The sequence below is a fragment of the Sphingomonas hankookensis genome (assembly GCF_022664465.1).
Taxonomy (GTDB): Bacteria; Pseudomonadota; Alphaproteobacteria; order Sphingomonadales; family Sphingomonadaceae; genus Sphingomonas; species Sphingomonas hankookensis.
In genome coordinates this window covers 251,563-264,564 of the sequence record NZ_JAKREV010000002.1, presented here as the reverse complement: position 1 = coordinate 264,564, position 13,002 = coordinate 251,563, and the positions used below count along the sequence as shown (strand labels likewise).

Sequence of the window (13,002 nt, the reverse complement as noted above, 5' to 3'; positions counted from 1 at the left end):
AACGCCCATGTCGCCTGACGATTTCGCCTACCCGATCGCGCCCGAGGCGCGCGCATGCTATCCATCACTCGCCGGCAAGCGCGTGCTCATCACCGGCGGCGGATCGGGGATCGGCGCGGGTGTGGTCGAAGGGTTCGTGCGGCAGGGCGCGCACGTCACCTTCTTCGATATCGCCGAAGACGATTCGCGGCAGCTCGTGGAGGAGTTGGCGGGCGTCGGGCCGACGCCGGTGTTCCAGCGCGTCGACCTGACCGATATCCCGGCGTTGCAGGCGGCGATCGCCGAGGCTGGTGAGTTCGACGTGTTGGTAAACAACGCCGCCAGCGACGATCGCCATTCGATCGAACAGGTCGACCAGGCCTATTGGGACAACCGCATGGGCGTGAACCTGCGCCACCTGTTCTTCGCCGCGCAGGCGGTGATCCCGGGGATGAAGGCACGGGGGCATGGCGTGATCGTCAATATGGGGTCGATTAGCTGGCACCTCGCGCTGGAGGAGCTGACGCTGTACCAGACCGCCAAGGCGGCGATCGAGGGGCTGACCCGCAGCTTCGCGCGCGAACTGGGCGGCGACGGCATCCGATCGGTCTGTGTCATTCCGGGCAATGTCCGCACCCCGCGCCAGCTGAAATGGTACACGCCCGAGGGGGAGGCGGAGATCGTCAAGGCACAGTGCCTGAACGGGCGACTGGTCGCGGGCGATATCGCGGCGATGATCCTGTTCCTTGCCTCCGACGACGCGCGGCTGATAACCGGGCACAGCTTTTTCGTGGATGCAGGGTGGCGGTGACATGACCAAGGTACAGCGAACCGACCCCGTCAGCGTCTGGGACCTCTCTGCGCCGCTCCTCGAAGGGCCGGTATGGGTCGATCGCGACCGGGCCTTGTGGTTCGTCTGTATCAAGACGCCGCGTATCCATCGCTTCGACCCGGCAAGCGGCGAGCGGCGCAGCTGGGCCGCCCCCGGGCAGTGCGGCTTCGTGCTACCTTCGGCGGACGGCAAGTTCATTGCCGGGTTGCAGGCCGGGCTGCACCGGTTCGATTCCGTCACCGGCGCGTTCGAGCTGCTGGTCGATCCCGAACCCAATCTGCCGGGCAATCGCCTGAACGACGCGACGGTCGATCCGGCCGGACGGCTGTGGTTCGGCACGATGGACGATAGCGAGCGTTCGGCGACGGGTACCATCTATCGCCTTGCAGCGGATGGCAGCGTGGTCGCTTCGGCGCCGCCGGTGGCGATAACCAACGGCCCGGCGGTCAGCCCCGACGGCAAGACCCTCTACCACGTCGATACGCTGGGCGGTTATATCCACGCCTGTACGGTAGGCGAGAACGGATCGCTGACCGACCGGCGTCTGTTCGCCACCATCCCCAATGCGGAAGGGCATCCCGACGGCCCCACGGTCGATGCCGAGGGTTGCGTATGGGTCGGGCTGTACGGCGGCTGGGGCATCCGCCGCTATTCGCCCAAGGGCGAATTGCTGGAGACGATCCGCATGCCGGTCGACGCGATCACCAAGATCGCGTTCGGTGGTCCCGATCGCCGCACGGTCTTTGCGACGACCGCGAACAAGCATCACGACGCGGACCAGGCGGCGGCGCAGCCGCTGGCGGGCAACCTGTTCCAGTTCGAGGTCGATGTGCCTGGAGTGGCGGGGACGGAGATTTCGGTCGGGATCTAGCGCCTCACCCGCCTGCATAGATAACGTCACCCCAGCGAAGGCTGGGGTCTCGTGCGGCTCCTGTCCCGTGCTGCCACCGGGAGATCCCAGCCTGCGCTGGGATGACGCCCGGTCGAGCGGAGCGTTGCTCAACTCGACTTGCGAACCACCAGTTCGGGCGGCAGCAACGCGGGTTCGGTATCCCGCCGGTTGATCCGCCGGATCAGCATGTCGACCAGAAGCTCCCCGGCCCGTGCGTAATCCTGCCGAATCGTCGTAAGCGGTGGTTGCGCCAGTGAAGCGGCGGGAATGTCGTCGAAGCCGACCAGCGCCACGTCGCCCGGCACGCTACGCCCGGATTCGACCAGAGCCCGGACAGCGCCCAGCGCGATCATGTCCGACGCGGCAAAGATCGCGTCGAACGCAATACCGCGCGCGATCAGCCGGCGGGCGGCGTCATACCCCGATGCCTCGCTCGACAGCGCATCAACCTGCAGTCCCGGATCGATCGGCATGTCGGCCATGCGCAACGCCTGCGCCAACCCCCGGTAACGGTCGCGCGATTCGGGATAATGGTTCGACGCGTCGCCGAGGAACGCTATGCCGCGCCGGCCTCGTTCGATCAGATGCTGCCCCGCGTCGCGCCCGCCGGCGATATTGTCGCAGCCGATGACCGTGCCGGGATGCGCCGGATCGGCCGATCCCCAGCGGACGAAATGCGTTCCCTGCGCCACGAGCTGGTCGAGCCGGCGCGAATAGTCGTCGAAATCACCATAGCCGAGCAGGATCAGCCCGTCGGCCTTGCGGCTGTCCTCGTAATCGACGTGCCAGTCGGCGGACAGTTGCTGGAACGACGTGAGCAGATCGTATCCGCGCGCGCCGCAGGTGTGGAGGATCGACCCCAGCATCGACAGGAAGAACGGGTTGATCCGCGATCCGTCGGGCGCCGGGTCCTCGAAGAACAGCAGCGCCAGCGTGGAGGTGCTGCCCCGGCGCAGCGCCGACGCGTTCTTGTCGACCTTGTAGTTCAGCTGGCGTGCGATCGCCTCGATCCGCAGGCGCGTGGCGGCGCTGACCGTCCGGTCGCCGCGCAGCGCCCGGCTGACGGTCGGTTGCGACACGCCGGCCAGCGCCGCGATGTCGAACGAAGTCGGCTTGTCGCCCGACGCCATGAACCTGTCCCTTTGTCGCCCGGCCTGGGCGTCTGGCACCGGTGTAGCGGCGCGGCACCGGCACCGGCAAGCATCGTCTGAATACGTATGCTGTCCGCTTCTCAACGCGCTGCAATGGTTTCAATAGGAGGGTACGGACGAACCGGGCGAAAGAGCCGGGGAATCAACCATCGTTGGGGAGGATTGGGACATGCGGTATCCATCGCAAGCGGCGACGTGCGCCAAATTGGCGCGCGGGGCGAGTATCACGGCATTGATCGTCGCAGGGGCGCTCGCCGGCACCGGCACGGCATTTGCACAGACCGCCCCGGCAGCGCAGACCGACGCGACCGATCCGACCGCGCCGCAGTCCGGCGAGGAAGAAGTCGACATCGTCGTCACCGGCTTCCGTGCCAGCCTCGAAAACGCCGTCGCCGAAAAGAAGAACCGCGATCAGGTCGTCGAATCGATTTCGGCCGAAGATATCGGCAAGCTGCCCGACGCGTCGATCGCCGAATCGATCGCCCGCCTGCCGGGCCTGACGTCGCAGCGCGTGTCGGGCCGGTCGAACTCGATCTCGATCCGCGGTTTCGCACCCGATTTCTCGACGACGCTGCTCAACGGTCGCGAACAGACCTCGACCGGCGATAACCGCGCCGTCGAATATGACCAGTATCCGGCCGAAATCATGAGCCAGGTGCTGGTATACAAGACCGGTCAGGCGAACCTCGTCGGGCAGGGGCTGTCGGGTACCGTCGACCTGCGGACCGTCCGTCCGCTGGAATATGGTCGCCAGGCGATCTCGATCGGCGGTCGCGGTACCTATGCCGATCTCGGCAAGCTGAACGCCGGATCGCGTGACAAGGGCTATCGCGTCAGCGGCACCTATATCGATCAGTACGCCGACGACACCATCGGCATCGCGCTGTCGGGCAACTATCTGGACGAGCCGTACCAGATTCAGGAGTTCAACGCCTGGGGCTATGCCGGTTTCAACGGGCAGGGCGTGATCGGCGGGTCGAAGTCGTACGTCACCTCGACGCGCCTCAAGCGCCTCGGCCTGTCGGGCACGTTGCAGTATCGGCCGGTCCCGAACCTGACCGTCACGGTCGACGGCTTCTATTCGGACTTCAACGACGACCAGATCAAGCGCGGCATCGAACTGCCGCTGGGCTATGGTCAGGATTTCAACAGCGCCGCCAATCCCAATGGCGTGAAGCTGACCAACACCACCGCCAATAGCGACGGGTTTGTCACGTCGGGCACGTTCGGCAATGTCGAAGGCGTGGTCCGCAACGACGCGTTCGAGCGCAAGGCGAAGCTGTATTCGTTCGGCTACAACATGGCATGGCGCGGCGATGACGGCTGGAACGCCACGCTCGACGCCAGCTATTCGAAGACCGATCGCGAGGAGATCATCCTCGAAAGCTATGCCGGCACCGGCTACGGCCAGAATGTCGGCGCGAAGGATACGATCTCCTTCACCAGCGGCGCGACCGGCACGCGCTTTAGCCCGACGTTGAACTACTCCGACCCGAACCTGATCCTGCTGACCGATCCGCTGGGGTGGGGCGGTACCAACCTGCAGGCCGGCTATTTCAACGACCGCATCGTCAAGGACCGGATCGCGCAGTATCGCTTCGAGGTCGAAAAGGAGCTCGACGGCTTCTTCGGCGCGGTAAAGTTCGGCCTGAACTATACCGATCGCGACAAGTCGCTGACCCCGGACGAGGCGCTGCTGGCGCTGAGCGGCGGCTTGCGCCAGCTGCGCATCCCCGATCAGTATGTGAAGGAGCCGACCAGCCTCAGCTATCTGGGTCTGGGGCCGATGCTCAGCTACGATCCGCGCGACCTGCTGGCGGGCGGCGTATATTCGCTAATCGCCAACACCAGCCCCGACGTGCCGGCCAAGGCGTTCCGCATCGAAGAAGACCTGATGACGATGTATGTCCAGGCGGACATCAATCAGGACATCGGCGGATCGGTGCTGACCGGCAATGTCGGCGTACAGGCGGTGGCGACCGAGCAGAAGTCGTCGGGCCTGATCGCGGCCAATGGCGCGCTGTCGCCGGTGACGCGCGGTGCCGACTATTGGGACCTGATGCCCAGTCTCAACCTGTCGCTGCGCATGCCGGGCGACTGGGTGATCCGTGCGGGTGCCGCGCGGCAGGTGCAGCGACCACGGCTCGACGACATGCGCGTCGCGCTGGGCTATGGCTATAATCCGAACGAACGCCTGATCACCGGCGGCGGCGGCAATCCGTCGCTGCGCCCGATCCGGTCGAACTCGTACGATCTGACGCTGGAAAAATATTTCGGGCGGTCGGGCTACATCGCGGCACAGGGTTTCTACAAGGATCTGAAGTCGTACGTGTATAACCAGACGCTGCCGTTCGATTACTTCGCCTTCCCGACGCCGACCGGCACGCCTGCCGGCACGCCGACGCTGGGCCGGGTCGATCGGCCGATCAACGGCGAGGGCGGCAGCATCTACGGCGTCGAACTGGCCGCCACGCTGCCGCTCAGCACCTTCGTGTCGTTCCTCGACGGGTTCGGCGTGACGGGCGGCGGATCGTGGACCAAGACGCAGATCAAGCCCGACCCGAATTCGCCGCCGGAAAACATCCCCGGCTATTCGAAGTGGGTGATCAACGGCACCGCCTATTTCGAGAAGTGGGGCTTCAGCGCCCGCGGATCGGCACGCTACCGCTCGACCTTTGTCGGCGAATTGTCGGGCTTCGGCGGCAATCGCCAGCGCCGTCGCGCGCTGGACGAGACGATCATCGATGCGCAGATCGGCTATGAGTTCCAGAAGGGCACCGCGCTCGAAGGACTGTCGCTGTTCGTGCAGGGACAGAACCTGACCGACGAACGCTTCGCGACCGTCGATCCGGCGTACGACCTCGCGGTGATCGACTATCAGAGCTATGGCCGGCGCTATCTGGCCGGGGCATCGTTCCGGTTCTGACGACCCGCTTCCGCCCGTCCCGTGGGGGACGGGTGGGGCTGACGTGACGGAGGCTGCAATGGCGATCGATCAGGAACCGGTCCGGCGGGTCGCCATCGTCGGTGGCGGATCGGCGGGCTGGATGACGGCAGCTGCGCTGGCGCGGTTCCTGCCAGAGGGGACGCATGTCACGCTGATCGAATCCGATGCGATCGGGACGGTCGGGGTGGGGGAGGCGACGATCCCGCAACTGCGGTTGTTCAACCAGCATCTGGGTATCGACGAGGACGATTTCGTCGCGCGGACCGGCGGCAGCTTCAAACTGGGTATCGAGTTCGCCGGCTGGAACGGGCCAAATAGCCGTTACCTTCACGCCTTCGGCACGATCGGCCGGTCGCTGGGGTTGGTGCCGTTCCATCATTACTGGCTGGCGGCCGGCGGGGGCGATTTTCCGCAGTCGCTCTGGTCGCACAGCGCCTGTGCGGTTGCCGCCGCGCAGAACCGGTTCGATCGCGAACCCGGCAACCCGCAGGCGCCGGCTGGCACCAACTGGGCCTATCATTTCGATGCCGCGCGCTATGCCGCCTATCTGCGCGAACGGGCCGAGGCTGGCGGCGTGGAGCGTGTCGAGGGGCGCGTCGTCGAGGTTGCGCAGGATGGTGAAACCGGATCGATCGAAGCGGTCACGCTCGACGACGGACGCCGGATCGCGGCGGATTTCTTCATCGATTGCTCCGGCTTCGCGGCGCTGCTGATCGGCCGGATGGCGGGTGACCGCTGGGACGACTGGTCGCCGCTGTTGCCGTGCGACCGCGCGCTGGCAGTGCCGTGCGCCGCTACGCAGCCGATCACGCCCTATACCCGTGCCACCGCCCGGTCGGCCGGATGGCAGTGGCGCATTCCGTTGCAGGGGCGGACCGGCAACGGGCTGGTCTATTCGAGCGCGCACCTGTCGGATGACGAAGCCACGGCGACGCTGCTCGGCAATCTCGACGGGGCGACGCTGGCCGATCCGAAGCCGCTGCGCTTCACTACCGGTCGCCGCCATGCGCCGTGGATCGGGAATTGCGTAGCGCTGGGACTGGCGGCGGGGTTTCTCGAACCGCTGGAATCGACCTCGATCCACCTCGTCCAGTCGGGCATCGCGCGGTTGCTGTCGTTCTGGCCGGCGGCGACACCGCGGCATGCCGATAGCGCCGAGTTCAACCGCCAGTCGGCGCGCGAATGGCTGGCGGTGCGCGACTTCCTGATCGCGCATTATGCGCTCAACGACCGCGACGAGCCGTTCTGGCAGGAGCGGCGCGCGATGCCGCTGCCCGACAGCTTGCGCGAACGCATCGCCCTGTTCGAACAGTCAGGCCGCATCGTCCGAGACGAGCATGAACTGTTCGCCGAGGTCGCGTGGCTGCAGCTGTTCGTCGGGCAGGGGGTGGTGGCGACCGGCTATCACCCGTTGGCAAAGGCGTTGCCCGCCGATCGCTGCGCGCAGTTTCTCGACATGTCCACGCAACATGTCGCCGCCACGGTCGCGCGGATGCCGACCCATGACCAGTTCCTGCGCGCCCATTGCCCGGCGCCCGATGCAAAGGTTGCCGCGTGATCCGATCCCTGCTCCTCGCCCTGACGCTGGGCGCCAGCGCGCTTCCCGCCGCCGCCCAAGATTTCCGCGCCCGCGCGCCCGAGGACGAGGTGATCTATTTCGTCCTGCCCGACCGGTTCGAAAATGGCGACCGGTCGAACGACCGTGGCAGCATGACCGGCGACCGCATGGTCCATGGGTTCGACCCGACGTCGAAGGGCTTCTATCACGGCGGTGACCTGAAAGGGCTGACCGCGCGGCTGCCCTATATCCAGTCGCTTGGCGCCACCGCGATCTGGGTCGGACCGATCTTCAAGAACAAGGCCGTTCAGGGTGCGCCGGGCAACGAATCCGCGGGCTATCACGGCTATTGGGTGACCGACTTTACCCAGGTCGACCCGCATCTCGGCACCAATGCCGAGTTCAAGGCGCTGGTCGATGCGGCGCATGCCCGCGGCATGAAGGTCTATATGGATATCATCGCCAACCACACCGCCGACGTGATCCAGTATCGCGAATGTGTGGGCAAGAGCGGGTGCGTCTATCGCAGCCGCGCCGACTATCCCTATGCAGCCAAGGGCAAGAACAAGGGGTTCGCCGGCGACGCCGTGCAGACGCCCGGAAATTTCGCAAAGCTGACCGATCCGTCCTTCGCCTACACGCCGTTCGTGCCGGCGGCCGAACGGACGGTGAAGGTGCCGACGTGGCTCAACGACCCGATCTACTACCACAATCGCGGCAACACGACCTTCACCAACGAAAGCTCGCAAATGGGCGATTTCGTCGGGCTGGACGACCTGATGACCGAAAATCCGCGCGTCGTCGCGGGGATGATCGACATCTTCGGCGGATGGATCGACCGGTTCGGCATCGACGGCTATCGCATCGACACCGCGCGGCATGTGAACCCGGAATTCTGGGCAGCGTTCGTGCCGGCGATGCAGGCGCGGGCGAAGGCGCGGGGTATCCCCAACTTCCACATCTTCGGCGAAGTCGCCCTGTCGTCGCTCGACGCCGGTGGCCTCGCCGCCTGGACTAAAGCCGCCAAGTTCCCCGCGGTGCTCGACTTCTCGTTCTGTGAGGCGGTCGTGCAGGCCGTCACGGGCAAGAAGGGCACCGACGCATTCGAAACGGTGTTCGACGGCGACGTGCTGTACGCCGGTGGCGAGGCGATGGCGCGGCAGTTGCCGACCTTCACCGGCAACCACGACAATGGCCGCTTCGCCTTCTACCTGCGTCAGGCGCTGCCGCAGGCGAACGATGCCGAAATCCTGTCGCGCGTGATGCTGTCGAACGCGATGCTGCTCACGCTGCGTGGCGTGCCGACCATCTATTCGGGCGACGAACAGGGGTTTGCCGGCGACGGCAACGATCAGGACGCGCGCGAGGACATGTTCGCGTCGCAGGTCGCGTCGTATAACGACAACAAGCTGGTCGGCACGTCGGCGACCACCGCGACCGCGAACTTCACGCCCGGCCATCCGCTCTACCGCCAGATCGCCCAGCTGGCGAAGCTGCGCACCGGCACCCCCGCACTGACCCGCGGTCGGCAGGTGCTGCGCGCGCGCGAAGAGACGCCGGGGCTGCTCGCCATCTCGCGCTTCGATCCGGCGACCAACGCCGAAGTCCTGCTGCTCTTCAACACCTCGACCGCGCCGATTACCCGCAACGTGCAGGTCGAAACCGCCTCGACCCGCTTCCGGGCGCTGGCCGGACGTTGCGGTCGCGTAACCGCGCCGGGCGCGATCCGCGTCGACCTTCCTGCCCTTGGCTATGCGGTGTGCGCCGCGGAGACCCGATAATGACGACCCCCGTTCCCGCCCGCCCATGGTGGCATGGCGCGACCATCTACCAGATTTATCCGCGCAGCTTCGCCGACAGCAATGGCGATGGCATCGGTGATCTGCCGGGCATTACCGCGCATCTGGACCATGTCGCAGCACTCGGCGTCGATGCGATCTGGCTGTCGCCGTTCTTCACGTCGCCGATGAAGGATTTCGGCTATGACGTTGCGAACTATTGCGATGTCGACCCGATCTTCGGCACGCTCGCCGATTTCGACGCGCTGATCGCCCGTGCCCATGCGCTCGACCTGAAGATCATCATCGATCAGGTCTGGTCGCACACCAGCGACGAGCATCCGTGGTTCGTCGAGAGCCGGTCGAGCCGCATGAATCCGAAGGCCGACTGGTATGTCTGGGCCGATGCCAAGCCCGACGGGTCGCCGCCGAGCAACTGGCAATCGGTCTTCGGCGGCCCGGCATGGACGTGGGACGCGCGGCGCGGGCAATATTATCTGCACAATTTCCTGAAAGAGCAGCCGCAACTGCACGGCCACAATGCGCAATTGCAGGAGGCGCTGCTGGATACCGCGCGCTTCTGGCTCGATCGCGGCGTCGACGGGTTCCGGCTGGATGCGATCAACTTCGCGATGCACGATCCCGAACTGCGCGACAATCCGCCGATGCCGAGCAACGGCAAGACGCGGACCCGACCGTTCGATTTCCAGCGCAAGCTGTATAATCAGGGGCATCCGGACATTCCGGCATTCCTCGAACGCGTCCGCGTCCTGCTCGACAGCTATGACGGCGACCGCTTCACCGTTGCCGAGATCGGCGGCGATGACGCCACGCGCGAGATGAAGCTGTTCTGTGCCGGCGATAGGCGGCTCAACACCGCCTATGGCTTCGACTTTCTCTACGCGCCCGAACTGTCCCCCCGCGTCCTGCGCGATGCGATCGAGCCATGGGACGAAGGCTCGCCGTGGCCGAGCTGGGCGTTCGAGAACCACGACGCGCCGCGCGCGGTGTCGCGCTGGCTGAGCGATAGCGCGAATGCCGGGGCGTTCGGCCGGATCAAGATGCTGCTGCTCGCCTGCCTGCGCGGCAACATCTTCCTGTATAATGGCGAGGAACTGGGCCTGCCGCAGGTCGAGATCGCGTTCGAGGATTTGCAGGACCCCGAAGCGATCGTCAACTGGCCGCTGACCCTGTCGCGTGACGGCGCACGTACGCCGATGCCGTGGGTCGCCGATGCAGAGAATCTCGGTTTCGGGGCGGGCAAGCCATGGCTTCCGGCCGGCGAAGCGCACCGGCCGCTGGCGGTGGATCGGCAGGAAGGCGACGCGGCGTCGCTGCTGCACTTTACCCGCCACGTTCTTGCGCTGCGCAACGCGCATCCAGCGCTGCGGTCGGGCAGCATGACGATCGTCGAGGCGTCGGACGCGATCCTCGCCTTCGAACGCGAGCTTGAGGGGCAGCGGATGCTCTGCGTGTTCAACCTGTCGAATGCGCCCGCCACGTTCGCGGCAAGCGACGGCTGGCGCGCCATCGAAACCATCGGCGACGTGGGGGCGGACCGGTTCGGCCCGTTCGCGGCGCAGGTCGCGATCCGCGACTGAAACACGTGCGGCTTTCCACTCCGTTCGTACCGAGTAGCGGCTGAGCGAAGTCGAAGACGCGTATCGAAGCACCCTTGTCGGTCCTTCGATACCCCCCTTCGACAAGCTCGGTGGCTGCTCAGGACAAGCGGAAGGAAGGTTTGGAGATAAGGGAACAAGTCGATGCGGATGATGAAAATGGCGCTGGCACTGGCGGGCATGACCGCGATGGCCTCGCCCGCCTTTGCCGAAGTCGTCGCGCGCGCAGCCTCGCCCGATGGCAAGCTGACGCTGGCGATCAGCCTCGATAACGAGGGACGGCCGAGCTATTCGATCGCCAAGGATGGCCGGGCGGTGCTGAACGACAGCAAGCTCGGCTTCATGTTTACCGATGCGCCCAAGATCGAGCGCGGGCTGACGCTTGCGGGCACGAAACGCGACCGGTCGGATTCGACATGGACGCAGCCGTTCGGCGAGTGGAAGACCATCCGCGACAACCACACCGAACTGACGGTGACGTTCCGCGAGGCGAAGAACCTGAAGCGCGAGATGGCGGTCACCTTCCGCCTGTTCGACGACGGCGTCGGCTTTCGCTACACCCTGCCGAAGCAGGCGAACCTGACGACGGTCAACATCGCCGACGAACTGACCCAGTTCGCCTTTGCCGAGCCCGGCACCGCATGGTGGAAGCCGGCGTTCGAATGGAATCGCGAGGAATATCTCTACAACAAGACGCCGCTCGACGCGGTCGGCACCGCGCAGACGGTGATGACGGTGAAGCTCGCCAGCGGTCGCCATGTCGCGATCCACGAAGCTGCGCTGACCGACTATTCGGCGATGAACCTCGCCCGCGCCGAGGGCACGACCTTCCGCGCGGTGCTGACCCCCGGATCGAATGGGCCGAAGGTTACGCGCGCCGCCGGCTTCTCGACGCCGTGGCGGACGATCGCCATCGCCGATGACGCTGCCGGGCTGTACGCGGCCAGCCGCATCGGGCTGAACCTCAACGAACCCAACAAGCAGGGCGATACCGCCAGTTGGATTCAGCCGGGCAAGTTCGTCGGCGTGTGGTGGAATATGATCAAGGGCGACTGGACGTGGGCGCGCGGGCCCAAGCACGGTGCCACCACCGCCAACGTTCGCCGCTACATCGACTTCGCCGCCGCCAACGGCATTCAGGGCGTGCTGGTCGAGGGGTGGAATGTCGGTTGGGACGGCGACTGGCTGGGCAACGGCAACGACATGAACTTCAGCCAGGCGACCGCGGATTTCGATGCTACCGCGCTGGCCGCCTATGCGAAGTCGAAGGGCGTGCGACTGATCGGTCACCACGAAACCGGCGGATCGGTCAATCACTATGACGCGCAACTCGACACCGCGTTCAAATGGGCGGCGGACCATGGCGAGCGCGTGGTCAAAACCGGCTATGTCACCGATGCCGGTCAGATCGAGCGCGTCGATGCCGACGGGTCGAAGCATCGCGAATGGCATGAGGGGCAGTGGATGGTGAACCATCACCAGCGCGTCCTGAACGCCGCCGCGCGCTACAAGGTATCGATCGACAGCCATGAGCCGGTCAAGGACACAGGCTTGCGCCGCACCTATCCCAACTGGCTGAGCCGCGAGGGCGGCCGGGGCATGGAGTATAACGCGTGGGAAGGCGGCAAGAACCCGCCCGAACATGAGGCCAACATGGTATTCACCCAGTTTCTGGGCGGGCCGATGGACTTCACCCCCGGCGTGCTGAGCCTGTCGGGCAGCAACGGCAGCGCGATCAAGTCGACCATCGCCAAGCAGTTGGCGCTGTATGTCGTGCTCTATTCGCCGGTGGTGATGGCTGCCGACACGCCGGAAAATTACGCGCGCTATCCGGCCGCGTTCAAGTTCATCCGCGACGTGCCGACCGACTGGTCCGACACCCGCGTGCTGAACGGCGAGGTCGGCGACTATGCGACGATCGCGCGCAAGGCGGCGGGCAGCAACGACTGGTATCTGGGCGCGGTCGGTGATGAGGAAGCGCGTAGCAGCACGGTGAAGCTCGACTTTCTCGACGCTGGCAAGCCCTATACCGCCGAAATATATCGCGACGGCCCCGGCGCCGATTACCGGACCGACGCCCGCCATTCGATCACCATCGAACAACGGCAGGTGAAGAAGGGCGACACGATGACGATCGCACTGGCACCCGGCGGTGGCGAAGCGATCCGGTTCGTGGCAGCGAAGCGTAAGTAAAAACTCCTCCCCGCTCCGCGGGAAGGGGGACCGCCGCCAACGGCGGTGGTGGA

Annotated in this window: 8 protein-coding genes; 7 read left to right on the top strand and 1 reads right to left on the bottom strand. The window is 65.7% G+C overall.

Annotated elements, in window-relative coordinates; all coding sequences use genetic code 11:
- Positions 1–7 precede the first annotated feature (7 nt).
- Positions 8–790, top strand: coding sequence for a D-xylose 1-dehydrogenase (xylB, locus tag MF610_RS06550; protein ID WP_242194082.1), 783 nt, complete (start codon positions 8–10; stop codon positions 788–790).
- Position 791: 1 nt separating this feature from the next.
- The gene (locus tag MF610_RS06545; protein ID WP_242194080.1) at positions 792–1,682 is read left to right on the top strand and encodes an SMP-30/gluconolactonase/LRE family protein; all 891 of its coding nucleotides are present in this window, start codon (positions 792–794) and stop codon (positions 1,680–1,682) included.
- A gap of 128 nt (positions 1,683–1,810) precedes the next feature.
- Here the strand turns inward: MF610_RS06545 and MF610_RS06540 are convergent, their stop codons facing one another.
- Positions 1,811–2,833 carry a LacI family DNA-binding transcriptional regulator gene (locus MF610_RS06540; RefSeq protein WP_242194077.1) on the bottom strand — a complete coding sequence of 341 codons (1,023 nt, stop codon included), beginning with the start codon at positions 2,831–2,833 and terminating at the stop codon, positions 1,811–1,813.
- Between the two features lie 190 nt (positions 2,834–3,023).
- Here MF610_RS06540 and MF610_RS06535 point away from each other — a divergent pair, with 190 nt between their 5' ends.
- The 5 genes from MF610_RS06535 to MF610_RS06515 all read left to right on the top strand — a co-directional run bounded on the left by MF610_RS06535 (position 3,024) and on the right by MF610_RS06515 (position 12,949).
- Complete coding sequence (locus MF610_RS06535; protein ID WP_242194074.1) at positions 3,024–5,780, top strand: TonB-dependent receptor; 2,757 nt, start codon at positions 3,024–3,026, stop codon at positions 5,778–5,780.
- Positions 5,781–5,838: 58 nt separating this feature from the next.
- Positions 5,839–7,359 (top strand): tryptophan halogenase family protein, encoded by a 1,521-nt coding sequence (locus tag MF610_RS06530; RefSeq protein WP_242194071.1) that lies wholly within the window; start codon positions 5,839–5,841, stop codon positions 7,357–7,359.
- Entirely contained in the window at positions 7,356–9,140 is a 1,785-nt protein-coding gene (locus tag MF610_RS06525) for an alpha-amylase family glycosyl hydrolase (protein ID WP_242194068.1), read from the top strand. The genes MF610_RS06530 and MF610_RS06525 overlap by 4 nt, the downstream gene beginning before the upstream one ends.
- Positions 9,140–10,738: an alpha-glucosidase family protein gene (locus MF610_RS06520; RefSeq protein ID WP_242194066.1), complete on the top strand. Its 1,599-nt coding sequence runs from the start codon at positions 9,140–9,142 to the stop codon at positions 10,736–10,738. The genes MF610_RS06525 and MF610_RS06520 overlap by 1 nt, the downstream gene beginning before the upstream one ends.
- 168 nt (positions 10,739–10,906) lie before the next feature.
- On the top strand, positions 10,907–12,949 hold the full coding sequence (locus MF610_RS06515; RefSeq protein ID WP_242195291.1) for a glycoside hydrolase family 97 protein: 2,043 nt from the start codon (positions 10,907–10,909) through the stop codon (positions 12,947–12,949).
- Positions 12,950–13,002: the final 53 nt, after the last annotated feature.

Coding starts and splice junctions, on each gene's coding strand:
- MF610_RS06530 (WP_242194071.1), top strand. CDS start 5,839: ATGGCGATCGATCAGGAACCGGTCCGGCGGGTCGCCATCGTCGGTGGC.
- xylB (WP_242194082.1), top strand. CDS start 8: ATGTCGCCTGACGATTTCGCCTACCCGATCGCGCCCGAGGCGCGCGCA.
- MF610_RS06545 (WP_242194080.1), top strand. CDS start 792: ATGACCAAGGTACAGCGAACCGACCCCGTCAGCGTCTGGGACCTCTCT.
- MF610_RS06535 (WP_242194074.1), top strand. CDS start 3,024: ATGCGGTATCCATCGCAAGCGGCGACGTGCGCCAAATTGGCGCGCGGG.
- MF610_RS06540 (WP_242194077.1), bottom strand. CDS start 2,833: ATGGCGTCGGGCGACAAGCCGACTTCGTTCGACATCGCGGCGCTGGCC.
- MF610_RS06520 (WP_242194066.1), top strand. CDS start 9,140: ATGACGACCCCCGTTCCCGCCCGCCCATGGTGGCATGGCGCGACCATC.
- MF610_RS06515 (WP_242195291.1), top strand. CDS start 10,907: ATGATGAAAATGGCGCTGGCACTGGCGGGCATGACCGCGATGGCCTCG.